This window comes from Microbacterium sp. NPDC060117 (assembly GCF_042729315.1).
GTDB lineage: Bacteria > Actinomycetota > Actinomycetes > Actinomycetales > Microbacteriaceae > Microbacterium.
Window position 1 is genome coordinate 239,337 of sequence record NZ_JBHWXR010000003.1, and the last position, 21,053, is coordinate 260,389.

23 protein-coding genes and 1 pseudogene are annotated in these 21,053 nt (G+C 70.3%); 12 read left to right on the top strand and 12 right to left on the bottom strand.

Annotation, left to right across the window (positions count from 1 at the left end):
* Position 1 precedes the first annotated feature (1 nt).
* Together ACFWCK_RS12840 and ACFWCK_RS12845 are read left to right on the top strand one after the other, a co-directional pair.
* Positions 2-982 (top strand): carbohydrate ABC transporter permease, encoded by a 981-nt coding sequence (locus ACFWCK_RS12840; RefSeq protein ID WP_378806209.1) that lies wholly within the window; start codon positions 2-4, stop codon positions 980-982.
* The gene (locus ACFWCK_RS12845; RefSeq protein ID WP_378806210.1) at positions 979-1,872 is read left to right on the top strand and encodes a carbohydrate ABC transporter permease; all 894 of its coding nucleotides are present in this window, start codon (positions 979-981) and stop codon (positions 1,870-1,872) included. The genes ACFWCK_RS12840 and ACFWCK_RS12845 overlap by 4 nt, the downstream gene beginning before the upstream one ends.
* 54 nt (positions 1,873-1,926) lie before the next feature.
* On the opposite strand, the gene ACFWCK_RS12850 is transcribed toward ACFWCK_RS12845, so the two are convergent.
* Together ACFWCK_RS12850 and ACFWCK_RS12855 are read right to left on the bottom strand one after the other, a co-directional pair.
* Positions 1,927-3,819: a DUF4407 domain-containing protein gene (locus ACFWCK_RS12850; protein WP_378806211.1), complete on the bottom strand. Its 1,893-nt coding sequence runs from the start codon at positions 3,817-3,819 to the stop codon at positions 1,927-1,929.
* A gap of 103 nt (positions 3,820-3,922) precedes the next feature.
* Positions 3,923-4,501, bottom strand: a complete 579-nt coding sequence (locus ACFWCK_RS12855; protein ID WP_378806212.1) for a TetR/AcrR family transcriptional regulator — start codon at positions 4,499-4,501, stop codon at positions 3,923-3,925.
* Positions 4,502-4,565: 64 nt separating this feature from the next.
* On the opposite strand from ACFWCK_RS12855, the gene ACFWCK_RS12860 reads away from it, so the two are divergent.
* A complete protein-coding gene (locus ACFWCK_RS12860) occupies positions 4,566-5,183 on the top strand; it encodes an NAD(P)H-dependent oxidoreductase (protein ID WP_378806213.1) in 618 nt (205 codons plus the stop codon).
* A 104-nt stretch (positions 5,184-5,287) separates the two neighbouring features.
* On the opposite strand, the gene ACFWCK_RS12865 is transcribed toward ACFWCK_RS12860, so the two are convergent.
* The 3 genes from ACFWCK_RS12865 to ACFWCK_RS12875 are packed head-to-tail and all read right to left on the bottom strand — an operon-like array spanning position 5,288 to position 8,018.
* Positions 5,288-6,355 (bottom strand): alpha/beta fold hydrolase, encoded by a 1,068-nt coding sequence (locus ACFWCK_RS12865; RefSeq protein WP_378806215.1) that lies wholly within the window; start codon positions 6,353-6,355, stop codon positions 5,288-5,290.
* A 26-nt stretch (positions 6,356-6,381) separates the two neighbouring features.
* The gene (locus ACFWCK_RS12870; RefSeq protein WP_378806216.1) at positions 6,382-7,248 is read right to left on the bottom strand and encodes an alpha/beta fold hydrolase; all 867 of its coding nucleotides are present in this window, start codon (positions 7,246-7,248) and stop codon (positions 6,382-6,384) included.
* Positions 7,245-8,018 (bottom strand): 3-hydroxybutyrate dehydrogenase, encoded by a 774-nt coding sequence (locus tag ACFWCK_RS12875; RefSeq protein WP_378806217.1) that lies wholly within the window; start codon positions 8,016-8,018, stop codon positions 7,245-7,247. Before ACFWCK_RS12875 ends, ACFWCK_RS12870 begins: the two co-directional genes overlap by 4 nt.
* Positions 8,019-8,081: 63 nt before the next feature.
* Between ACFWCK_RS12875 and ACFWCK_RS12880 the strand changes: the two genes are divergently transcribed.
* Together ACFWCK_RS12880 and ACFWCK_RS12885 are read left to right on the top strand one after the other, a co-directional pair.
* Complete coding sequence (locus tag ACFWCK_RS12880; protein WP_233312721.1) at positions 8,082-8,990, top strand: LysR family transcriptional regulator; 909 nt, start codon at positions 8,082-8,084, stop codon at positions 8,988-8,990.
* An 89-nt stretch (positions 8,991-9,079) separates the two neighbouring features.
* Positions 9,080-9,556, top strand: a complete 477-nt coding sequence (locus tag ACFWCK_RS12885; RefSeq protein ID WP_378806218.1) for a SixA phosphatase family protein — start codon at positions 9,080-9,082, stop codon at positions 9,554-9,556.
* 209 nt (positions 9,557-9,765) lie between these two features.
* On the opposite strand, the gene rlmN is transcribed toward ACFWCK_RS12885, so the two are convergent.
* The gene (gene rlmN, locus ACFWCK_RS12890) at positions 9,766-11,019 is read right to left on the bottom strand and encodes a 23S rRNA (adenine(2503)-C(2))-methyltransferase RlmN (protein WP_233312719.1); all 1,254 of its coding nucleotides are present in this window, start codon (positions 11,017-11,019) and stop codon (positions 9,766-9,768) included.
* A gap of 75 nt (positions 11,020-11,094) precedes the next feature.
* Between rlmN and ACFWCK_RS12895 the strand changes: the two genes are divergently transcribed.
* On the top strand, positions 11,095-11,664 hold the full coding sequence (locus ACFWCK_RS12895; RefSeq protein WP_378806219.1) for a ribosomal protein L7/L12: 570 nt from the start codon (positions 11,095-11,097) through the stop codon (positions 11,662-11,664).
* 82 nt (positions 11,665-11,746) lie between these two features.
* On the opposite strand, the gene ACFWCK_RS12900 is transcribed toward ACFWCK_RS12895, so the two are convergent.
* Together ACFWCK_RS12900 and ACFWCK_RS12905 are read right to left on the bottom strand one after the other, a co-directional pair.
* Positions 11,747-13,135: an NAD(P)/FAD-dependent oxidoreductase gene (locus ACFWCK_RS12900; RefSeq protein WP_378806220.1), complete on the bottom strand. Its 1,389-nt coding sequence runs from the start codon at positions 13,133-13,135 to the stop codon at positions 11,747-11,749.
* Positions 13,136-13,368: 233 nt separating this feature from the next.
* Positions 13,369-14,085, bottom strand: a complete 717-nt coding sequence (locus tag ACFWCK_RS12905; protein WP_378806221.1) for a DUF3592 domain-containing protein — start codon at positions 14,083-14,085, stop codon at positions 13,369-13,371.
* Between the two features lie 127 nt (positions 14,086-14,212).
* Here ACFWCK_RS12905 and ACFWCK_RS12910 point away from each other — a divergent pair, with 127 nt between their 5' ends.
* On the top strand, positions 14,213-15,022 hold the full coding sequence (locus tag ACFWCK_RS12910; RefSeq protein ID WP_233312715.1) for an ankyrin repeat domain-containing protein: 810 nt from the start codon (positions 14,213-14,215) through the stop codon (positions 15,020-15,022).
* A 144-nt stretch (positions 15,023-15,166) separates the two neighbouring features.
* Here ACFWCK_RS12910 and ACFWCK_RS12915 read toward each other — a convergent pair whose 3' ends face one another.
* Both ACFWCK_RS12915 and ACFWCK_RS12920 read right to left on the bottom strand, forming a co-directional pair.
* The gene (locus tag ACFWCK_RS12915) at positions 15,167-16,009 is read right to left on the bottom strand and encodes an NAD(P)-dependent oxidoreductase (protein WP_233312714.1); all 843 of its coding nucleotides are present in this window, start codon (positions 16,007-16,009) and stop codon (positions 15,167-15,169) included.
* Positions 16,010-16,126: 117 nt separating this feature from the next.
* A complete protein-coding gene (locus ACFWCK_RS12920; protein ID WP_378806222.1) occupies positions 16,127-16,888 on the bottom strand; it encodes an SDR family NAD(P)-dependent oxidoreductase in 762 nt (253 codons plus the stop codon).
* A 210-nt stretch (positions 16,889-17,098) separates the two neighbouring features.
* On the opposite strand from ACFWCK_RS12920, the pseudogene ACFWCK_RS12925 reads away from it, so the two are divergent.
* Positions 17,099-17,236, top strand: a pseudogene (locus ACFWCK_RS12925) (DNA starvation/stationary phase protection protein); the annotation flags it as partial.
* A gap of 8 nt (positions 17,237-17,244) precedes the next feature.
* On the opposite strand, the gene ACFWCK_RS12930 reads toward ACFWCK_RS12925, so the two are convergent.
* Positions 17,245-17,556 (bottom strand): hypothetical protein, encoded by a 312-nt coding sequence (locus ACFWCK_RS12930; protein WP_378806224.1) that lies wholly within the window; start codon positions 17,554-17,556, stop codon positions 17,245-17,247.
* Positions 17,557-18,026: 470 nt separating this feature from the next.
* On the opposite strand from ACFWCK_RS12930, the gene ACFWCK_RS12935 reads away from it, so the two are divergent.
* The 4 genes from ACFWCK_RS12935 to ACFWCK_RS12950 all read left to right on the top strand — a co-directional run bounded on the left by ACFWCK_RS12935 (position 18,027) and on the right by ACFWCK_RS12950 (position 20,721).
* Positions 18,027-18,386: a hypothetical protein gene (locus ACFWCK_RS12935; RefSeq protein ID WP_378806225.1), complete on the top strand. Its 360-nt coding sequence runs from the start codon at positions 18,027-18,029 to the stop codon at positions 18,384-18,386.
* Positions 18,387-18,488: 102 nt separating this feature from the next.
* Positions 18,489-19,463, top strand: a complete 975-nt coding sequence (locus ACFWCK_RS12940) for an iron-containing redox enzyme family protein (protein WP_378806226.1) — start codon at positions 18,489-18,491, stop codon at positions 19,461-19,463.
* Positions 19,460-19,657 (top strand): CDGSH iron-sulfur domain-containing protein, encoded by a 198-nt coding sequence (locus ACFWCK_RS12945; protein WP_378806749.1) that lies wholly within the window; start codon positions 19,460-19,462, stop codon positions 19,655-19,657. The genes ACFWCK_RS12940 and ACFWCK_RS12945 overlap by 4 nt, the downstream gene beginning before the upstream one ends.
* On the top strand, positions 19,657-20,721 hold the full coding sequence (locus ACFWCK_RS12950; protein WP_378806227.1) for a YbdK family carboxylate-amine ligase: 1,065 nt from the start codon (positions 19,657-19,659) through the stop codon (positions 20,719-20,721). The genes ACFWCK_RS12945 and ACFWCK_RS12950 overlap by 1 nt, the downstream gene beginning before the upstream one ends.
* A 17-nt stretch (positions 20,722-20,738) precedes the next feature.
* On the opposite strand, the gene ACFWCK_RS12955 is transcribed toward ACFWCK_RS12950, so the two are convergent.
* Positions 20,739-20,999 (bottom strand): Rho termination factor N-terminal domain-containing protein, encoded by a 261-nt coding sequence (locus tag ACFWCK_RS12955; RefSeq protein ID WP_378806750.1) that lies wholly within the window; start codon positions 20,997-20,999, stop codon positions 20,739-20,741.
* Positions 21,000-21,053 lie beyond the last annotated feature (54 nt).

Here is a 21,053-nt window from a genome sequence, read left to right on the forward strand (position 1 = left end):
CGTGACCTCGACCTCCGCCACCGAGCGCCCGGTCGGCTCCGCCGGCCGGGCCGCTCGGCCCGATCCAGCGCGGCCCGCCCCGGCGGGCGCCGGGCGCCGTCGCACCACGTTCCGCGCCCGGCACGCGTTCACGATCCTCGCCTTCCTCGCGCCCGCGATCGTCTTCGTGTGCTGGTTCACCTACCTGCCGATGCTCCAGGGCGCGCGCATGGCGTTCCTGGACTACAACCTCTGGGATCTCACCTCGACGCCCTTCGTCGGCTTCGAGAACTTCGCGAAGGTCCTCTCGGATCCGGTGTTCCCGACCGTCGCGGGCAACACCGTGCTGTGGGTGATCGGATCCCTCGTCCCGCAGTTCGTGATCGGCTTCCTCATCGCGCTGGCCCTGCGTCAGCGGTTCCGCTTCCGCGGCGTCTACCAGGCGCTCGTCTTCTTCCCCTGGGCCGTCTCCGGGTTCCTCATCGGGATGCTGTTCCGCTGGATGTTCAACGCCGAGTTCGGCGTGATCAACGACCTGCTCATGAAGGCGCACGTCATCTCGGCGCCCCTGCCCTGGCTCGCGGACCCCAAGCTCGCGATGTTCGCGGTGATCGTCGCGAACATCTGGTACGGCGTGACGTTCTTCGCGATCATGATCCTCGCCGCCCTGCAGTCCGTGCCGGAGGAGGTGCTCGAAGCCGCGAGCCTGGACGGAGCCGGCAAGGTGCGCCAGCTGTTCTCGATCGTGATCCCGTACATCTCCACGACGCTGTTCCTCACGGTGCTGCTGCGGGTGATCTGGATCTTCAACTTCCCCGACATCATCTGGGCGATGACGGGCGGAGGCCCGGCGAACCGCACTCACATCATCACGACCTGGATGATCAACTTCACGCAGCAGGGCAACTACGGCACGGCGAGCGCACTCGGTCTCATCGTCGTCGCGGTGCTGTTCGTGTTCTGCGCGTTCTACCTCTTCGCGATGCGGAAGGCCAGCCGATGACCGCCACCATGACCCTCACGACCGGGCGCACCGGCTCGTCGCGCCCGGTGCGCTCCTCCCGCTCCCGGGTCACCGCCGGCGGCGTCGTCAAGGTGGTCGGGCTCGCGCTCTGGCTGCTGATCACCCTGTTCCCGCTGTACTGGATCGTGCTGACCTCGTTCAAGTCGCCGCAGACCGTGAACCGCTTTCCGATCGAGTACTGGCCGTCCGAGCCCTCGGTGCAGAACTACGCGAAGCTCTTCTCCGACGCGAACTTCGGGGTGTTTTTGGCGAACTCGGCGGTCGTCGCCCTGATCGCCGGCGCCACGTCGACGCTCATCGCGCTGCTCAGCTCCTACGTGATCTCGCGGTTCGAGTTCCGCGGCAAGGGCGCGGTGCTCATCGCGTTCCTGCTGACCCAGATGATCCCCGCGTTCATCGCGCTCGGCCCGCTCTACACGATGATGACCGACCTGGGGCTCGTGGACAGCAAGCCCGGACTGATCCTCGTCTACATCGCGGTGTGCATCCCGTTCTCGACGGTGATGCTGCGCGGCTTCTTCGAGAACGTCCCGGACGCCCTCGAGGAGTCGGCGATGATCGACGGCTGCTCGCGGCTCGGCGCGCTGTTCCGGATCCTCGTGCCGGTCATGACCCCGGGCATCATCGCCGCGTTCATCTTCAACTTCGTGAACTGCTGGAACGAGCTGTTCCTCTCGGTCGTGCTCATGCAGTCGGAGGAGAACCGCACGATCCCGGCCGCGCTGAACAGCTTCATCTCCACGTTCAACGTGGACTGGGGCTCGATGTCGGCCGCCGCGGTGCTCACGATCCTCCCGACGATGGTGCTCTTCGCCGTCGCCAGCCGCTGGATCGTGGCGGGCCTGACCGCGGGATCCGTCAAGGAGTAGCGGACACGAAAGGGCCCCCTCCGATCCGCTCGGAGGGGGCCCTTTCACGTCTGCTCAGATCCTGGCGGCCTCGGGCGAGGTGGGGTGCGCCGAGGACGGGGCCGGGTGCGCGGAGGCCGGAGCGGGATGCGCGGATCCGACGCCGGGATGGGCGGGCACCGGCCACGAGGGCGCGCCGGACGGCACGGCCGGGGTCGGTGCGGCGCGCGGCGCCGGCGCGGCATCGACCGCGACCGCGGGGGTGGCGACAGCGGGCGCGGCAGGGACCGGCTCCGTCTCGCCCGCCGGCGCGGGATCCGGGTCGCCCGCGGCGGCCGTCTCAGCCTCGTGCGCGTCGGCGAAGGCGCGGTGCTTCGCCTCCTCCGCGATGATGGCGGCGCGATCGCGGTAGCCCTTCGACGTGACGCGGTCGAGCTCGACCTGCTTCGCGATCGCCTCGGCCTTCTCGTAGAGCGACGGATCGCCCCAGCTGGTCAGCACCTTCACGATGACCGGCAGCAGCTCGATCATGAAGAACAGCGCGGCGATCAGCCAGTGTGCGAAGCCCAGCACGGGCTCCTTCGCGGAGAGCCGGTCGAGCGCGGAGATCTGGCTGAGCAGGCCCACCGCTCCTGCATTCGTACCGGCCACGGATGCGGCCCGCGCGTTGTACGCGTCGAGCGCGGTCTTGTACGCCTGCTCGGCCGCGGGGATCTGGTCCTTCGCCTGCTGGCGGTTCTGGGTCTCCGAGGCCGAGGTCGCCGACTTCGACGAGCTGTCCGCCGACTCCAGGTCGGTGTTGGCCTGACGCAGCTGCGCGGCGAGTGCGTCATAGGTCTGCTGCGCCTGATCGAGCTGCGACTTCGCGGCGGTCGAGCTCGCGCCGTCGCCCTGCACGCCGGTGCAACCGGGCACCGTGCCGGCCCCCTGACCGGTCAGTTCGCACTGGTACAGCGCGCGGGCCTGGTCGATGACCTTCTGCTGGTCCGCCATCTGCCCGGTGATCTTGGTGACGGTGTCCTGGGCGGCCTTCTGCGACGCGGAGTCGCTCGAGGTGCCCTTCACGATGCCCGTCGAGGCCTGATTCTGCAGGTCGGCGAGCCGGGCGGAGGCGGCGTCGAGGGCCTTCTTCTCGGGCCCGCTGGTCACGGCCTTCTGATCGGACTGCGCCTGCACCAGGTTGGTCGCGGTGACCTCGCGCGCGATGTCGTTGTGGAACGCCTGCAGCACGATCGGCTCGGCCACGACGAACCCGATGATCGCCGCCATCAGCACGCGCGGGATGGCGAGCCCGAGCAGCCGCCAGACGTTGCGCGTGGACCGCATCGTCGAGGTGAGGAAGCGGTCGAGGTTGAAGATCAGCAGCGCCCAGACGATCGCGAGCGGCACGGCCAGCCAGACCAGCACCTGAACGCCCGTGGTGAGGGCGAACAGCATCGACAGCGCGGAGACCAGCGCCGTCCCGGCCAGCACGAAGAACATCTGCACGAAGCGCGGCTGCTCGCTGGGCACACGATCGAGGATCGCGCCGTCGGCGCCGCCGAGGATCGCGAGGCGACGCCAGAACCAGCCCTGCGGACGCGGCACGCGGGGTGGCTTGGGCTGCCTCGGAGGCTTGGCGACGATCGGCGCGGGGGCCGCGACGACGGGCTCCATGACGAGAGCCGGTTCGGGCTCCACGACCGGCGCCTCGGCAGCGGGGAACAGGTCCTCGATCCGGGGCTCGGGCTCGGGCTCGGGCAGCGACTCAGGCGCGGCAGGACGAGGGGGGACGACGGGATCGATCGGGGCGGTCACGGCCTCTGCAGCGGCGGGATCGGATCCGGTCGGCGTGTAGTCGCGCACGAAGATGAACGGGTCCTCCGCGGTCGGGTCGGACGGGTTCGCGGGGTCGGGCTGTCCATCGACGTCGAAGGCGATCCGGCCCTGGGAATCCATGCGGCCGGGGCGGTGGGCGGAATAGGACATCCCTCAACCGTACGAAAACCCGCCTGGAAGAGCGGTGGGCGAACCCTGGGCGCGGGCCGGGCGGATCCGAGGTGCCGCCTATGCGCCGGGCGATCCGCCGCGGTCAGACAGAGGACGCGGGCAGCATCCGGTCGATCGCGCTCGCGTACCCTGCGAGCGCGACCTCGACCGGGAAATGCCCGGCGGCGCAGAGCGTACCGAGGCCGTGCACGAGACCCCAGAGGCCCACGGCGTCCTCGGGCCGGTCCATCCCGGCGCCGAGCGCGGCCTCCCCCAGCGCCTCTTCGAGCCCGTCGATGAGCGGCGCCATGGTCGCGGTCGGCGAGCCCGGCACGCACACGGTCGGATCGTAGATCGCGTCGAAGGCGTTGGGGTGCTCGACCGCGAACCGGATGTATGCGCCGCCGCCGTCGTGCAGCGCCGCCCGAGGGTCGGGGCTCGCAGCGATCGCCTCCCGTACGAGCGCGAGCAGGCCCGCCATGCTGCGCTCGGCGATCGCCTTGAGCAGGCCGTTCCGCTCGGCGAAGTGGTGGTAGGGCGCGTTGTGGCTCACGTTCGCCGCGCGCGCGACTTCGCGCAGGCTGATCTCCTGGGCGGGCTTCTCCTCGAGCAGCTGCATCGCGGCGGTCTCGAGTGCGTGCGCGAGGTCGCCGTGGTGGTACCCGGATCGTGAACTTGACACGAGCAACATTCTCTCCTATCTTGACACTGTCCAGCTAGTTGACAGTGTCAAGATAGGAGTTCGCATGTCCGCCGCCCTCGTCATCGACGGCCACCCCGACGCCCGTTCCCTCACCGCCGCGCTCGCCCGGAGCTATGCCGAGGCGCACGGCGATGCGCGCGTGCTCGCACTGCGCGACCTCGACTTCGACCCGATCCTGCGCTTCGGCTACCGCGAGCGCATGACGCTCGAGCCCGATCTCGTCGATGCGCGGGAGGCGCTGCACGCCGCGCGGACGATCGTCGTCGCGACTCCGCTCTGGTGGGGATCCGTTCCCGCGCTGCTCAAGGGCTTCTTCGACAGGAGCCTGCTCCCGCAACAGGAGTACCGGTATCGCCCGTCCGGCCTGCCCGAGGGTCTGCTGAGCGCACCGCACGGCCGACTGATGCTGCTGGCGGACACGCCCTGGTTCTTCACGCCGATCACCGGCCTGCCGGGGCAGACCCATGTCGCCCGCGGAACCATGCGCTTCTGCGGCATCCGGGATGTCCGGACCACGCGGATGCTCGGCGTGAAGGACGCATCCCCCGCACGCATCGAGGCGTGGCTCGAACGCGCGGCACGACTCGGCACGGCCGACGGCGCCCGCGATGCGAAGGACCGGACCGCGACGCACCCCGCCCCCGTCCCCGCCGGCGTCTGATCAGTGCAGGGGATCCGGTCCGCCGGCGATGACCGCTCGAACCGCGTCGTCCTTGTCCGCGCCCTCCGGGGTGCGAACAGGGACGATTCCGGAGTGCGGCGGGCTCACACCCGGAGGTGCGCGGCGAGCTCGCGATCGAAAGCCTCGGCCTCGTCGAGATGCGGCGCGTGTCCGGCCTCGGGCAGGACGACCTCGCGGAACTCCCCGCCGTTCGCGGCGTAGCGCTCGAGCACGGCCCGCGTCTGGGTGACCATCGGCTGCGCAGGCGCGATCTCCTCGCCGGGCCAGCCCGGGATCACGCCCAGCGCGCCGAGCTGGTTCAGGTCGAAGAACGAGGCGTCCGAGACGATGGCGTCCTTCTCCCCGCGGATCCAGAGGATCCGCGGCTTCGCGACGAGATCGACGATGCCGGACAGGTCGAGGTGCTGCGGCGCCATCGTGTTGAGCACGCCACGCGTGCCCGCGGCGAAGCCGGGCCAGTTCTCGGATCCGACGGCATCTCCCGGGTAGTTGTCGAGCCCGGTCTTCGTGGTGAGCATCGAGGCGACCCAGAGGTCCTCGTGCGCGGTCTGGGTCTCGGGGTGTGCGACGTACGCAGTGCGGTAGACGGTGCGCGGCGAGGTCTGCGCCTCATCCGTGGTGTCGCCTGACTCCAGCCGCGCCACGAAGTCGGGGTTCGCGCCACCGCCGCCCGTGCCGGCGCCGTCGGCGTCGTTGTGCGCGCCGTCGGGGCCGTGCGTGCCGCCGAAGCCGTACGGCGACACCGGCGACTCCAGGGTGAGCGAGAGCACGCGCTCCGGCGCGTCCAGGGCGACCTGCAGCACCACCCCGCCGCCCATGCTCCAGCCGACGAGGTGCACGGCGTCGAGATCGAGGGCGTCGAGCACCGCACGCACGTCGTCGGCGAAGTCGCGCAGCCCCCGGGTCGCGTCGACCGGCCTGGTCTCGCTGTCGCCGAAGCCGCGCAGATCGATCGCGAGCGCGCGCACGTCGGCCGGGAGGGCGAGCATCGTCGGCTGGTAGAACAGCGCGGACGACACGTTCCCGTGCACGAGCACCACCGTGGCGGTGGGCGATGCCGGATCCGCGGCGGGGCGCTCGAGCACGTTCGCGGTGTAGCGCAGGGTCTCGACGCGGCGAGCGGTGACGCCGTCGAACAGGGCGGAGGACATGATTGCTCCTTCGGGAGAGCGGGCGGTCAGGGGCGGGCGTCCACCTCGGCGGCGACGCGAGCGGCGCCCCGGTCGGCGAACAGGATCGTGTAGTGGTTCACATCGGGGACCTCGACGACCCTCAGCTGCGGCACGAGCGCGCCGAACTGCTCGAGCGCCCCCGGCGGGTAGAGCGGATCCTCGTCGAGCAGGCCACGCGGCGCGCGCAGCACGGTCACCGGCATGCGCAGTCCGCGCAGCGCGTCGAGGTACCAGTCCGGTCCATACAGCTCGCCGCCGTCCTGCAGCATCGCTGCGGCCGCCGTCGAGGAGCGCAGATGCGGGGCGGATCCGTCCAGGTCGTGCCGCGCGTAGGTCTCGACTGCCGCCGACCAGTCCCGTGCGAAGGCCGGATGGGCGCGCCAGAAGGCGAGATAGGCGTCCTCGTCCGGGAACTCCATGGACAGCCGCTGAGCGGCGGGCCCCAGGAGCGCGGCGATGTCGAGGTCGTCGGCGCTCACGCCGTCCGGCAGAGCGAGGGGGAGCCCGCCGTCGACGAGCACGAGGCGGGCGACGAGGTCCGGGCGGGCCGCGGCGAGCGCCACCGCGACGAACGCGCCCATCGAGTGCCCGATGATCGTCCGCGCCCCGCCGCCGTCCGCATCCAGCACGGCGGCGAGGTCCTCCGCGTGCCGGCGCAGACCGTACGGCCCGGGCAGCGTGTTGCTGCGCGCTCGCCCGCGCAGGTCGGGAGCGAGGACGCGCCGAGCCGGCAGGAGAGCGGCGACGGTGTCCCACGATCGGCCGTTGGCGGTGATGCCGTGGATCGCCAGGATCGCGGCGGTGTCGGATGCGGGGCCGAAGGACGTGACCGCCAGGGCCGGATCCGCCCCCTGTGCGACGCGGGCACTCATCGCGCGCTCCATCCGCCGTCCATCGTGTACGAAGCCCCGGTGACCGATCCCGCGGTCGGGCCGCACAGCCACCGGGCCAGATCCGCCACCTCGTCGGGCTCGAGCAGGCGCTTGATCGCCGACTCGACGAGCATGACCTTCTCGATCACGTCCGACTCGGGGATCCCGTGCGTGCGGGCCTGATCCGCGATCTGCTGCTGGACGAGCGGCGTGTTCACGTAGCCGGGGTTGATGCAGTTGCTCGTGACGCCGCGCGGCCCACCCTCGAGCGCGGTGACCTTGGAGAGCCCCTCGAGCGCGTGCTTGGCGGTCACATAGGCCGACTTGTACTCGCTCGCGCGCAGTCCGTGCACGGAGCCGATGTTCACGATCCGCCCCCATCCGCGCGCGTACATGCCGGGGAGCACCGCACGGATGAGCAGGAACGGCGCCGTCACCATGATGTCCAGCATCCGACGGAACATCAGCGGATCGAACTCGACGATGGGCGCGACGGTCTGCAGGCCCGCATTGTTCACGAGGATGTCGGCGTCGAAGTCCCGCGCCGACAGCGCGTCGAGGTCGCCGAGATCGACGGCCAGCGCTTCACCGCCGATCTCCGCGGCGACGGCGGCGGCCGCCTCGGCGTCCCGGTCGAGCACCAGCACGTGCGCGCCGTCCCGCGCGAGGGCCCGGGCGCATGCGGCGCCGATGCCGCTCCCGGCACCGGTGACGAGCGCCGTGCGCCCCCGGAGGTCGGTGTCTGGAACCGGGGATCGCTGCGCTGCCATGCCTGCACGGTAGTTCACCGCCGCGCACGGCGGAAGAGGCTACGGCTATGCAAAACTGCACAGATGGACGCGCACTTCCCCGCACCGCCGCTCAGCGCGGACGACCTCCTCGTGCTACTGGCCGTGGCGCGCAGCGGCCGGTTCACCGCCGCCGGGCAGCAGCTCGGGCTGAACCACACCACGGTCGCGCGCCGCATCGCCGCCCTCGAGGCGCAGCTGGGCGGGCGGGTTCTCTCCCGCGAGGGGGCGGGCTGGGAGTTGACCCCGCTGGGTTCGCGCGCGCTGGCCGCGGCCGAGGGCGTGGAGCGCGCGCTCAGCCGCCTGGACGGCGGCGACGCCACGCGGATCGGCGGCCTGATCCGGCTCTCCGCCACGGACGGCTTCAGCGGCTTCGTCGCCGCTCCCGCCATGGCCGCCCTGCGCCGGGTCCACCCCGACGTGCGGCTGGAGCTCATCACCGGCACCCGGCAGGCCTCGCATCAGCGCACCGGCGCCGATCTGGAGGTCGTCGTGGGTCGGCCGCAGGTGCGGCGGGCCCGAGCGATCCACCTGGCCGACTACGCCCTCGGCCTGTACGCGAGCCGCGACTGGCTGCGCACCCACCCCGCACCGCAGGATCCGGCCGACCTCGCCGGACAGCCGCTCGTCTACTTCATCGAGTCGATGCTGCACGTCGACTCCCTCGACGATGCGCGCCGGGCCGTGCCGGGCATGCTCGACGCGGTCGCGAGCACGAACGTGTACGTGCACGTCGACGCCACCCGCGGAGGCGCCGGCTACGGGCTCCTCCCCGCGTTCCTCGCCGACCAGCACGAGGATCTGGTGCGGGTGCTGCCGGAGGAGATCGACGAACGGCTGCCGTACTGGCTGATCGCCCGCCCCGAGGCGCTGAACCAGCCCGCGATCGCCGCGTTCCTGGAGGCGCTGCAGGCCCGGCTCGCCGAGGTGCGCCCGCGACTGCTCGGCGAGTAGCTGTCGCGCCGGGTCCGCATGCTCGGCGGCCACGCGGGATCCCGCCGATGGGGTGTGCGGCTGAGGCCGCGCGGTGGCACGCTGTGAGCATGAAGACCCTGCTGCTGGCGCGCCACGCGAAATCCGACTGGGACATGGCGGGCCTGCGCGATCACGATCGACCGCTGAACGCGCGCGGCCGCCGTGATGCCCCCGCGATGGCGCGACGGCTGCGCGACGAGGGGGTGGACCTGCAGCGCATCGTGTCGAGCTCCGCGACCCGCGCGCACAGTACGGCCGACGCGTACGCGGCGGCGTTCGGGCTCGCGGTGATCGAGGATCCGGCGCTGTACGCGGCGTCCGCCCGCACGATCCTGGCGGTCGCGGCGATGCTTCCCGATGATGTCGGCGGCGCGATGCTGGTGGGGCACAACCCCGGGATGGCGGATGCGGTGGAGGAACTCACCGGGTCCGTTGTCGAGTTCCCGACCTGCGCGGTCGCCGAGTGCTCGGTCGACGTCGGATCCTGGTCCGAGTTGATCGAAGGATCCGGACGACTGCTCCGGCTGCGCACCCCGCGCGACTGATCCCCGCGCGACTGATCCCGGCACGACAAGGACGGGTCGCGACAACGGACGAGGCACGACGGGCAGGACCGCGCTTCGGTCGCCGAGACCCCCACGTACCGCCCACACCCCCATGTACGAACGCTGCTGCACGGGGGTCTGGACGGTCTGCGGGGGTTTCGACGGAGAGAGAAGGCCGCGCGCGAGGGCCGCGGCGGGCGCCGGCGACGTCAGGCCATCGCGGCGGCGGCGGCCTCGTCCTCGGTCGTCGCGACGAGCTGACCGCAGGCGCCGTCGATCTCCTTGCCGCGGGTGTCGCGGAGGGTCGTCGGGATGCCGGCGTCGTTGAGGCGGCGGACGAACTCGTCCTGCACGTCCTTCTCCGAGGCGGTCCAGATGGATCCGGGAGTCGGGTTCAGCGGGATGGGGTTCACGTGCACCCAGCCGCGACCACGGGCGTTGAGCTTCTCCGCGAGCAGGTCGGCGCGCCAGGCATGATCGTTCATGTCCTTGATCAGCGCGTACTCGATCGACACGCGGCGACCGGTCTTCGCGTAATAGTCGTACGCGGCGTCGAGAGCCTCATCGACCTTCCAGCGCGAGTTGACCGGGATCAGTTCGTCGCGCAGCTTGTCGTCCGGCGCGTGCAGTGAGAGCGCGAACGTGACCGGGATGTGCTCGTCGGCGAGCTTCTTGATCGCGGGGACCAGGCCGACCGTCGACACCGTGATGCCGCGCGCGCTCATCCCGAGGCCCTCCGGCTGCGGAGCGACCATGACGCGCACCGCATCCATCACGCGCTTGTAGTTGGCGAGCGGCTCGCCCATCCCCATGAAGACGATATTCGACACCCGCTCCATGGAGTGGTCGTCGGCCTTCTTGCCGCCGAGGCCGCCCTCGGCGATGAGGCGGTTGGCGCGTACGATCTGCTCGACGATCTCGGCGGTGGACATGTTGCGCGTAAGCCCCGCCTGACCGGTGGCGCAGAACGGGCAGTTCATGCCGCAGCCGGCCTGGCTCGACACGCACAGCGTGATGCGGCCCGGGTAGCGCATGAGCACCGACTCCACGAGCGCACCGTCGTGCAGGCGCCAGAGGAACTTGATCGTGTCGCCGCGGTCGGTCTCGAGCCGCCGCACCTCCGTGAGCAGCGGCGGCAGCATCCCGGCCACGAGCTCGTCGCGCTGACCCGCGGGCAGATCCGTCATGTGGGCGGGATCCGAGGTGTAGTGCGTGAAGTAGTGCGTGGCGAGCTGCTTGGCACGGAATCCGGGCAGCCCCAGCTCCTTCACCTTCTCCACGCGCTCGGTGGGCGTGAGGTCGGCGAGATGCACCGGCGGCTTCCCCCGCTTGGGGCTGGCGAACTGCAGCAGCGGGCGCCCCTCGGCGTCCTTCTTCTGCGTCCAGCCTTCGGTGGCGGGGCGCACCTGGGCGGCGCGCCTCGTGGGCGCGCCGGAGCGGGCGGACGCAGGAGTCTCGGACATGTCTTCCAGGGTAGGGCCTGCAAGGTGCGAAGGCGCTGGGCGCGGCTGCGCGCATCCGCCCCGTACGCTGGCGGCATGCCCCTCTGGATCTGGATCCTCCTCGTCGCCGTGATCGTCATTCTGTTCGTGGTGATCGCCGTGACTCTGCGGGCGATCCGGCCGAAGGCGCCGGAGCCTCTCGGGACCGTGATCGCGACGCCGGCCGCATCGGCCGAGACCCCCACCGCGCGCCGTGATCCGCCGGCATCGCCGCGCGACCCGCTCGACGCCTCCGTCATCGCCGAGATCGACGCCCTGGTCGCCGCCGAGCAGAAGATCTCGGCCATCAAGGTGCTGCGCGAGCATTCCGGCCTCTCCCTGCGTGAGGCGAAGGACCAGATCGACGCCTGGGTGCCATCCGCGCCCGGCACGGTGGACGCGACCCCGGTCTCCCTCGCACATTCCGGCTCGCGGCCCGCCGGAGCACCGCCCTACGCCGGCGGGCTGCCCGTCGCCGAAGCCGTCGCGCAGCTCTCCCCCGACGTGCGGGCGGAGATCGGCCGGCTCGTCGCCGCGGATCAGAAGATCGCGGCGATCAAGCTGCTGCGCGAGGCGACCGGACTCGGCCTCAAGGATTCGAAGGACGCCGTCGAGTCCTGGCACTGACGCGGGAGCGGCGCTCCTCGCAGTCGTTGAGCGAGGACGCCGCAGCCGGAGCTCGCTCAACGACCCCGAGGGAGGAAGCGGATCAGTGCCGTCCGGTGATGACGTCGGCGAGGTGCGCGACGGGCGAGGTGTTCGGACGCCCGGCCAGCTCGGCCCGATCGGCCATCCCGTACGCGGCGTAGAGCCCCTTCGTCGCGATCCAGCGCAGCGGTTCGGGCTCCCAGCGCCGCACCCGGTGGTTCACCCAGGGCAGCCCGGTGATCTCGGTCTCGTTCCCGAGGATGAGGTCGGAGATCGTCCGCCCGGCGAGGTTCGTCGAGGTCACGCCCGTGCCGACATAGCCGCCGCCCCAGGCGATCCCGGTGCGGGGATCCAGCCCCACCGTCGCCGACCAGTCGCGGGGCACGCCCAGCACGCCCGACCACACGTGATCGATCCTCGCCCCGGTGGTCGCGGGGAAGAACCGGTGCAGGATCTCGGTGAGCGTGCGCACGGTCGACATCGGCGTGCGTCCGTCGGTGTCGGTCCTCGAGCCGTACTTGTAGGGCACCCCGCGCCCGCCGATCGCGATCCGGTCGTCCGCCGTGCGCTGGGCGTACATGTACACGTGCGCGAGATCACCCAGCACTTCGCCCTCGCTCCAGTGCAGCTGCTCCCACACCTCGGGCGGCAGCGGCTCCGTCGCGATGAGCGAGGAGTTCATCGGCAGCCACAGCCGGTGCAGTCCCTTCAGGTTCGCCGTGAAGCCCTCGGTCGCGCGCACGATGTACTCGGCGGTGACCGTACCGTGATCGGTGCGCAGCCGGCGCGGGGCGATCTCGTCGACCGTGGTGCGCTCGTAGATCTCGACACCGAGCCGTTCGACCGCCGCGGCGAGACCCGCGACGAGCTTGGCGGGCTGGATACGGGCCGCATGCGGATGCCAGACGGCGGCCCTGGTGCCGCGCACATCGATCTTGGCGGCCGCCTCGGCAGCCTCGAGCAGGGCGAGGTCGGTGTGCGCCCAGGTCTGCTCGGCGGCGGCGAAGGCCCTGATGCGCCCCTCCTGCGCGGCCGTGTATGCGACCCCGAACTCGCCGCCCTTCTTGATGTCGGCATCGATGCCCTCGGCCGCGGCGACGTTGATGACCTCGTCGACGGTCTCGTTCATCACCCGCTGGAATCGCGTGGCGGCATCGCGTCCGTGCGTGCGCACGTACTGCTCTCTCCCGCCGGTCACCGAATTGGTGAGCCAGCCTCCGTTGCGGCCGGACGCCCCGTAGCCTGCATGCCGCTGCTCGATGACCGCGATCCGCAGTCCGGGCTGTGCCCTCTTCAGGTAGTAGGCCGTCCACAGCCCGGTGTAGCCGGCGCCGACCACGGCGATGTCGACGCTGAGGTCACCGGGCAGCTCGCGTCGCGGAGTCGGGGCGCCGATCTGCTGCCACCAGTGCGAGACGTTGCCGTTGATCGGCGGGGGCACGGCGGCCATGCTGCTCCTTCTCCCATCAGCCCGGGGATGCGCGCCGTCGCGGATCCCGTGCGCGTCGGGTTCGCGCGTGCTGTCGGAATGCATCGAATCACATTTCACCCGCGCGTGCCGGTCGGCTCGCGCCGGCGCCGCGCCTCGTCCGAGCAGTGCGCGCTGATCGTGCTCGCCGCCCTCGGGCTTCGCCACGCTGCCGGCCGCCTGCACGGTGAGCGCGACGGACGGGGCCCGCGCCCTCACGCCCGCCGACGGATCACGATCTTGTTCTGGTCCGACGGGTCCTGACGGTCGAACCAGATGTCGACCTCCTCGCCGTTCACCAGCGGGTCGCGAACATGGATGGTCGCGGGTTTCGTGACCCAGCGCTGCACACCGGATCCATCGCGGAACGTATAGGTCACGGCGGTGATGACCTGGCTCGCTTCATCGAAGTCCGTGTACCCCTGATTCGTCACTGAGCCCGTGACCGGCGATGTGGTGCGCACCAGCTCCTCCGCGGCATCGAGTCGACGCGCCCTGGCGGCGCGTGCCACCGTTCCCAACCACAGAAGCACGACGGCGACGACAGCGAGACCAAAGGCGACGACATCGAGCACGGGCTCCCGCAGCCACGCCGGTGGCGGCGCCACGAGGGCGTGGCCCGCGGCCGCGCCCAGCACCGCGACGCCGGCCCCAGCCAGCCAGCCGGGGAGGCGCGGATTGCGCCCCGCCGCACCGGTCCACGCTCCGAGCGCGATCAGGAGCACGAAGGACGAGCCGATGGCCGCAATGATCGCGGGGACGTCCTGATCCGCCGCGTCGTCGGAGAAGCCGGTGGCCGCGCCTCGCGTCAGCCCCCACGCCAGGACGCCGCCCGCGCCCAACAGGAACAGCCCCGGCACGATGAGGCTCGCCGCGGTGGTTCGGCGCAGCGGTCGCTGCCGCCGCGCGACATCGGGATCGATCGTGCTCATGCCACGATCCCACCACAACGCGGCTCTCTTCCGCTCACCGTTCTTCATGTTCGATGACGCGCGGATCCCCCGCTCCCCACAGGGATGACCTCAGGGGGCACCCACCTTCGCGTGGTATACCATTTCCATGCCCTCCATCGCTCGCCGTCCGGACATCGCTCGCCCTCCGGGCGCAGCCTCGCTCCGGAAGCGCGTCGTGGGCGCACTCGCCGGGCTCGGCGTGGCCGCGCTGCTGCTGGCCGGCTGCGCGGCGAGCGCGACGGAAGCGGTCGGCGTCCCGACCGTGACCTCGACCCCGCCGTCGACCGCACCCGCTCCCTCCCCCGCACAGAGAACCGAGGCCGAGATGACCGCTCTGAACTCCCGCCTGTTCGAGGCCGCGTCCACCGGAGACGCCGAAGCCGTACGCGCCGCGATCGCCGAGGGCGCCGACCTCGAAGCCCGTGGATCCGGTGGCATGACGGCCCTGATCGCCGCCACCAAGGGCAACCGCATCGACGCGGCCCTCGCACTGATCGACGCCGGCGCCGACGTGAACGCCAAGGACGACATCGTCGACTCCGCGTACCTCTACGCCGGGGCTCGCGGCCACGATGAGATCCTCCGGGCGACCCTCGAACACGGCGCCGACCTGCGCAGCACGAACCGCTACGGCGGCACGGCCCTGATCCCCGCTTCCGAGCGCGGCCACCTCGGCACCGTGAAGATCCTGCTCGCGGCGGGCGTGGATCCGAATCACGTCAACAACCTGAACTGGACCGCGCTGCACGAGGCGATCGTGCTCGGCGACGGCTCGAAGACCTACGTCGACATCGTGCGCACCCTCATCGCGGGCGGAGCCGACATCACGATCCGCGACGGCGACGGCGTGCTGCCGCGCGACCTCGCGGCTGCTCGCGGGTACCGCGACATCGTGGCCGCGATCGACAAGGCCTGAGCCCGGCGGCGACGGAACCGGATCCGACCCTGGTTCGGGCTGCACCCTGCCGTTCTGGGGCGCGCCTCACCGGCGATCGTCGGCAGGACGCGCCCCGAACGGCAGGAACACGCCCCGGAACCAGGGGCGGACTCGGACCGCGGCTCAGTCCAGGAAGATGTCCGGGAACAGCTGGTCGTCGGGGGTGCCGGGCACGGCCGCGTAGCCGGAGAAGTCGGTGATCCCCGCGGCTTCGAGCACGTCCTCGACGATGAGCGTCTGCCCGGTGTACTCGCGGGCCGGCTGGGCGAGCACGGCGTAGGCGGCGTCGGCGTACACCTCGGGCGTGCGGCTGACCTTCATCATGCGGTCGCCGCCGAGCGCGAACTGCACCGCGGCGGTCGCGATGGTCGTGCGGGGCCAGAGCGTGTTGGCAGCGATGCCGTCCTTCTCGAACTCGGCCGCGAGACCGAGTGTCGCCATCGTCATGCCGTACTTCGCGAGCGTGTACCCGGTGTGCGCGCCGAGCCAGCGCGGGGTGATGTTCAGCGGCGGCGACAGCGACAGGATGTGCGGGTTCGGGGCGTCCTTGAGCACGGGAACGGCGGCGCGCGACAGCATGAACGTGCCGCGCACGTTCACGTCCTGCATGAGGTCGTACTTCTTGGCCGCGAGGTCGAGGGATCCGGACAGGTCGATCACGCTCGCGTTGTTGACGACGATGTCGATGCCGCCGAACTCGCCCTGCGTCTTCAGGACGGCGTCGATCACGCTCTCGTCGTCGCGGACGTCGCCGAGGAGCGGCAGCGCCTGCCCACCGGCCGCACGGATCTGCTCAGCGGCGGTGTGGATCGTGCCCTCGAGCTTCGGATGCGGGGTGTCGGTCTTCGCGAGCAGCGCGATGTTGGCGCCGTCGGCCGCCGCGCGCAGAGCGATCGCGAGGCCGATGCCACGGCTGCCGCCGGACATCAGGATGGTCTTGCCCGCGAGGGGCTTGTTCTCGGTCATGTCGTCCTCGGTTCGTGATCGATGGGAACGTCGTCGCTCAGGTCGCACTTCGTGCGCGAAAGCCCTCCCGGAGGATCCGAGATCGCGACCTGAGCGTGGGGCGGGATCCGGGTCCGGTTACTTCGGCGCCATCCGGATGGCGCCGTCGAGGCGGATCGTCTCGCCGTTCAGGTAGCCGTTCTCGACGATCTGCTGCACCAGCGATGCGTATTCGTCGGGGCGGCCGAGCCGCGCGGGGTACGGCACCTGCTCACCGAGCGAGTCCTGTGCGGCCTGCGGCAGACCCGCGAGCATCGGGGTCTCCATGATCCCGGGCGCGATCGTGCAGACGCGGATGCCGTAGCGCGCGAGCTCGCGGGCGATCGGGAGGGTCATGGCGTGCACGCCGCCCTTCGACGCCGAATAGGCGGGCTGACCGATCTGACCGTCGAACGCCGCGACGCTCGCAGTGCTCACGATGACCCCGCGGTCGCCGTCGGCGCCGGGGTCGTTCTTCGCGATGACGGCGGAGGCCTGGGAGATCACGTTGAAGGTGCCGACCAGGTTGATCCGGATGATCCGCTCGAATCCGGTGAGGTCTGCGGGGTTGCCCTCGCGGTCGAGCACCTTCGCGGGCGGAGCGATGCCTGCGCAGTTCACCACGATGCGCAACGGGGCGGCGGCCTGTGCGGCGGCGACGGCCGCGGCGACCTCGTCGGGGTTCGTCACGTCGGCCGCGGCGAAGACGCCGCCGAGTTCCGCCGCGATCTCGGCGCCCTTCGACGTCGGAAGATCGATGATCGTGACGGTCGCACCGGCCGCGGCGAGGCGGCGTGCGGTGGCGAGGCCGAGCCCCGAGGCGCCGCCCGTGACAAGGGCTCCGGATCCAGCGATCTGCATGGGTGTTCTCCTTCGAACCTGCAACTGAGTGCCAGCTTACGTGAGTCTGAGTCTCACCCGCACGCCGTGGACGCACACGCGGATCCAGGATCCGGCGGCGTCGACCGGCGGGATCGTCGTCGAAGCGAGCCTACGGCCCCGCACGGGCACCGTCCCATGCAGCGAGGCACTTGCCTGTCGTACATCTTCTGTCACCGTGGCGGCGCCGCCACCTGTCGGGAGATGCACGACCACGTCGACGAGGAGAATCCCACAACGGCCGACATCCTGCACATGATCCTGGAGCGGGTCGAACAGCTCTCCTGGCTGGTCAGCGCCGAGAACCGCACACCCAAAAGCACCCGCTGACGTCCGTCTTATGCGGCTTCGAGGATCTCTTCGCGCGGAATGAGGATGCCGCCGGAAGTGTTCGCGGAGTTCGCGATCGCCTGGATCCTCACCGGGTCGAGCTCGGGCGGGTTCGGGTCGTCGAACTCGAACCGGAGTTGAATCGAAGGGTGCAGCCAGATCGTGGATCGGCCGAGGGGCTGGTCGCCGTCGTGCTGCCAGGAAAGGGTGAAGCTCTCGTTCCGCCGGAGCTTCGTCGCGATCACGACCTTGAGGTGGGCAAGGGTGATGTCCTCGACCTCGATGGCGTGCTCGGCGCTGCCGTAGTAGAGAGTAGACATGTTCCGGACGCTACGCGCCCTCGTGCGCAGCCGCCCGGGTCCGGCCGGTTCTCGCATGGGATGCTCAGTGTTCCTGCGGGCCCTTGACAAGAGGGGCGCAGTCGGCTGGCAAGAGGGGTCCGGCCGGCGGCGAACCCGACCGGACCCCTCAGCGTTCCGCGGCTTGGCGGGCGACCCGGGGGCCTGGGGGATCCCGCATGCGCCGGGAACGCATCCTTGCTACCACCACGGAGCCTAAGGATCTCGCGACGACGCGTGGAGGGGCTTGACGCCGCACGGATGCTCCGGTACGGGCCGACTCCCCTCAGCGCGATGGCCGCGTCCTTGCCATTCGCGCGGCACCGTCGTCAAGCCCCTCGGCGAAGCCGCCGACCGCGCCTACCGTAAGGGTCTGCGGTCGCAGCTGTGACCTGCAGCCGGTGGCCGCAATGCTCCCTGAGCGGAGATCGAGAGCACGGAAGGAGACGCACATGACTGTGACGCTGAACAAGGAGGCCCTGCGCCATGCCCAGTCGCTCGTGCGCGAGAACCACGTGGTGCACGATCGGCGCGACGACTGGAGCGAGCATGCTCCCAGCGCCGACGACGGCAACGACTACATCGATGCGCACGGCATGGACCAGTACGCGCTCTGGTTCCTTGGCGAGGACACCGACGAGAGCGAGGGGACGAAGGGTCGGCATCTCTTCCCGTACGGCGACTTCACCGATCTGCACCGGTGCGCCGTGATCTCCGGCGAGAGCAGAGCCGGGCAGTACCACCACAAGAGCGTCGAGGACGCGCTGAAGCATCTCCTTGCCCTCATCGACGACGAGCACGAGAAGGCCTGACGCGCACGCCGCGAGCCGATCATGAGTCACACCGCCACATTCTCGACCGATCCCGCGACGCAGTGGGCATTCGCGGCACGCGGACGATTGAGTCGCACTTTGATGGATGCGCTCGTCGGAAGGGATGGCAGTGACGATGTCGTCGAGCTTGCCGAACAGGCCATTGCCGATGCCGACGACGTCATCCGCGACGACGAGGTACAGCTCTCGTTGTTCCTGCTCTACTCGTCGGCGTACGGGTCGTTCCCGGCGTGCGACCCGCGCCTCGAATGGGACCTGCGGCTCATCGCTGCGCGGCGCGTTCTGGAAAATGCATTCGAGGCGGCGCTTCGAGCACTCGCGGTGGTGGACTCGCTTCCTGAAAGCTCTCGGACCGCGGTCGCGTCGTCGCTCTTCGCGCTGACCTCCTCCGACCCCGGACCGAGCCTGGCACGCTACGTGGCGAAGAAGGCCACAAGGGAGCAGGCGCTGGAGTTCCTGATCCAGCGTTCGATCTACACGCTGCATGAGGCGGATCCGCATTCGTGGGCGATTCCGCGCCTGAACGGTCCTGCGAAGGCCGCGCTCGTGGAGATCCAGGCCGACGAGTACGGCGGAGGTCGGCCCGAGCGGGTGCACGCCGAGATCTTCGCGAAGGCGATGCGCGGCGCCGGTCTCGACGATCGCTACGGAGGCTATGTCGATGCGGTGCCGGCGATCACCCTCTGCTCGCTGAACATGATGTCGATGTTCGGCCTCAACCGGCGGCTGCTCGGTGCGATCGTCGGTCATCTCGCAGCGTTCGAGATGACATCGTCGATTCCGAACCGGTTTTACGGTGACGGGCTGCGCCGACTCGGGTTCGGTGATGACGTGACCGACTACTTCGACGAGCATGTGGAAGCCGACGCCGTCCACGAACAGATCGCGGGGCATGACCTGGCCGGTGCCCTCGCCGAGGATCAGCCCGGGGCTCTTCCCGAGATCATGTTCGGTGCGCGCGCATGCCTCACCGTCGACGGCCTCGTCGGCGCCCACATCCTGGATGAGTGGCAGCACGGCAGATCATCGCTCCGCACCACGGCGGCCAGCGCATGAAACCCCCACCAGCCACGATCAGCCCGTATCCGGACGGGCCTCTGATCGTGCGCGGCAGCGTTGAACTCATCGCGGCCGACGGTACACCGATCCCGACACGACGACGCACCGTCGCGCTGTGCCGCTGCGGACTGTCCACCATCAAGCCTTTCTGCGACGGGACGCACAAACCAGCGGGATTCAGGTCCGAGTGATGACGACCACGTTCGGAATCGAAGAGGAGTTCATGCTTCTCGACCCCGCGACGCTCGCCCCCGTCGAAACTGCGCAACAGGCGATCGCAGCGCTCGATGACGGCCGTCAGGACGGCACCGTGGCCGCGGAGTTCCTTCGCTCCCAGGTCGAGTACGCGACCCCGGTATGCACCACGATGTCCGACGCCGTCGACGCGCTCATCGGCTTCCGCCGCCGCCTCGACCGATGGGCCACCGACGCGGGCGTGGTCGCGGCCGGAACGGGAACACCCCTGTCAGGTCGTCCCCTCAGTGCGGTCAGCGAGGGTGAGCGCTATGCCGAGATCGCTTCCGAGGTCACCTCATTGACGAACGACCATCAGATCTGCGGGCTGCACGTGCACGTCGGCGTCGACCGAGACCTCGGCGTGCGCGCTTCCAACGCCCTGCGTGGCTGGCTGCCCGTCTTGCTTGCATTGTCCGGCAACTCACCGTTCTGGAGCGGGCGTGACACCGGCTACGACAGCTGGCGCGCGATCCACTCCCGCCGGTGGACGACCTACGGAATCCCGCCGGTCTTCCGCGACACCGACGACTACGACCGCACCGTCGCCGCACTGATCGGTATCGGCGCGACCACAGATGCGCGGGCCCTGAACTGGAACGTGCGCCTGTCCACCGTCTACCCGACGATCGAGGTGAGAGTGTGCGACGTGCAGTTGGACGCGGCCTCGTCCGTCACGCTGGCGATCGTCATCAGGGCGCTCGTGGACGCCGCACACGACGACAGCACCCTGCCCCACGGCCGCGAACCGTGGGATGCGGCGCTCTGGCACGCCGCTCGCCACGGGACCGGTGACACCCTGGTCCACCCGGGAACCGGAGGTCTCGCCTCCGCGTCGGAAGTGCTCGACGCGCTCATCGAGCGCGTGACCCCCCACCTCCGCGGCGGCGAAGAAGTGCGCGCCGCGACAGCGATGCTCGAACGCCCGCGTACCGGTGCCACTCTGCAACGCGCGGCGCGCGAGCACGGGATCCCCGCCCTCGCAGAGCTGTACCGGCAGTGGCTCGTTCGCCTCCCATGACCGGGCGTGCGCGAACCTCAGTGGTCGCGCAGCATGTGGATGAGCTCCTGCTTCCTCTTACCGGAGTACCCGCGCAAGCCGAGTTCCTTCGCGCGGCGGCGCAGATCGTCGACGGCCCAGTCGTCATAAGAGCCCGATTCGCCACCGCGACGGCCGACGGCGCCACGCCCCTCCCTGGCCGCCGCATTCGAGATACGGGCCGCCTTCTCCTTCGAGTTCCCCTCGTCGCGCAGCTTCTCGTACAGCTCCGGATCCTTGAGCTCGGGTTGACGCGGCATGTCGTCTCCTTCGGTCGTGATGCGCTCGGTCGTGGTGGCCACGCTACGAAGCGG

What these genes read in the sequence shown, in the direction of transcription:
- ACFWCK_RS12845 (WP_378806210.1), top strand. Translation starts at nt 979, where the DNA reads ATGACCGCCACCATGACCCTCACGACCGGGCGCACCGGCTCGTCGCGC.
- ACFWCK_RS12850 (WP_378806211.1), bottom strand. Translation starts at nt 3,819, where the DNA reads ATGTCCTATTCCGCCCACCGCCCCGGCCGCATGGATTCCCAGGGCCGG.
- ACFWCK_RS12860 (WP_378806213.1), top strand. Translation starts at nt 4,566, where the DNA reads ATGTCCGCCGCCCTCGTCATCGACGGCCACCCCGACGCCCGTTCCCTC.
- ACFWCK_RS12865 (WP_378806215.1), bottom strand. Translation starts at nt 6,355, where the DNA reads ATGTCCTCCGCCCTGTTCGACGGCGTCACCGCTCGCCGCGTCGAGACC.
- ACFWCK_RS12870 (WP_378806216.1), bottom strand. Translation starts at nt 7,248, where the DNA reads ATGAGTGCCCGCGTCGCACAGGGGGCGGATCCGGCCCTGGCGGTCACG.
- ACFWCK_RS12875 (WP_378806217.1), bottom strand. Translation starts at nt 8,018, where the DNA reads ATGGCAGCGCAGCGATCCCCGGTTCCAGACACCGACCTCCGGGGGCGC.
- ACFWCK_RS12880 (WP_233312721.1), top strand. Translation starts at nt 8,082, where the DNA reads ATGGACGCGCACTTCCCCGCACCGCCGCTCAGCGCGGACGACCTCCTC.
- ACFWCK_RS12885 (WP_378806218.1), top strand. Translation starts at nt 9,080, where the DNA reads ATGAAGACCCTGCTGCTGGCGCGCCACGCGAAATCCGACTGGGACATG.
- rlmN (WP_233312719.1), bottom strand. Translation starts at nt 11,019, where the DNA reads ATGTCCGAGACTCCTGCGTCCGCCCGCTCCGGCGCGCCCACGAGGCGC.
- ACFWCK_RS12895 (WP_378806219.1), top strand. Translation starts at nt 11,095, where the DNA reads ATGCCCCTCTGGATCTGGATCCTCCTCGTCGCCGTGATCGTCATTCTG.
- ACFWCK_RS12900 (WP_378806220.1), bottom strand. Translation starts at nt 13,135, where the DNA reads ATGGCCGCCGTGCCCCCGCCGATCAACGGCAACGTCTCGCACTGGTGG.
- ACFWCK_RS12905 (WP_378806221.1), bottom strand. Translation starts at nt 14,085, where the DNA reads ATGAGCACGATCGATCCCGATGTCGCGCGGCGGCAGCGACCGCTGCGC.
- ACFWCK_RS12910 (WP_233312715.1), top strand. Translation starts at nt 14,213, where the DNA reads ATGCCCTCCATCGCTCGCCGTCCGGACATCGCTCGCCCTCCGGGCGCA.
- ACFWCK_RS12915 (WP_233312714.1), bottom strand. Translation starts at nt 16,009, where the DNA reads ATGACCGAGAACAAGCCCCTCGCGGGCAAGACCATCCTGATGTCCGGC.
- ACFWCK_RS12920 (WP_378806222.1), bottom strand. Translation starts at nt 16,888, where the DNA reads ATGCAGATCGCTGGATCCGGAGCCCTTGTCACGGGCGGCGCCTCGGGG.
- ACFWCK_RS12930 (WP_378806224.1), bottom strand. Translation starts at nt 17,556, where the DNA reads ATGTCTACTCTCTACTACGGCAGCGCCGAGCACGCCATCGAGGTCGAG.
- ACFWCK_RS12935 (WP_378806225.1), top strand. Translation starts at nt 18,027, where the DNA reads ATGACTGTGACGCTGAACAAGGAGGCCCTGCGCCATGCCCAGTCGCTC.
- ACFWCK_RS12940 (WP_378806226.1), top strand. Translation starts at nt 18,489, where the DNA reads ATGGATGCGCTCGTCGGAAGGGATGGCAGTGACGATGTCGTCGAGCTT.
- ACFWCK_RS12945 (WP_378806749.1), top strand. Translation starts at nt 19,460, where the DNA reads ATGAAACCCCCACCAGCCACGATCAGCCCGTATCCGGACGGGCCTCTG.
- ACFWCK_RS12950 (WP_378806227.1), top strand. Translation starts at nt 19,657, where the DNA reads ATGACGACCACGTTCGGAATCGAAGAGGAGTTCATGCTTCTCGACCCC.
- ACFWCK_RS12955 (WP_378806750.1), bottom strand. Translation starts at nt 20,999, where the DNA reads ATGCCGCGTCAACCCGAGCTCAAGGATCCGGAGCTGTACGAGAAGCTG.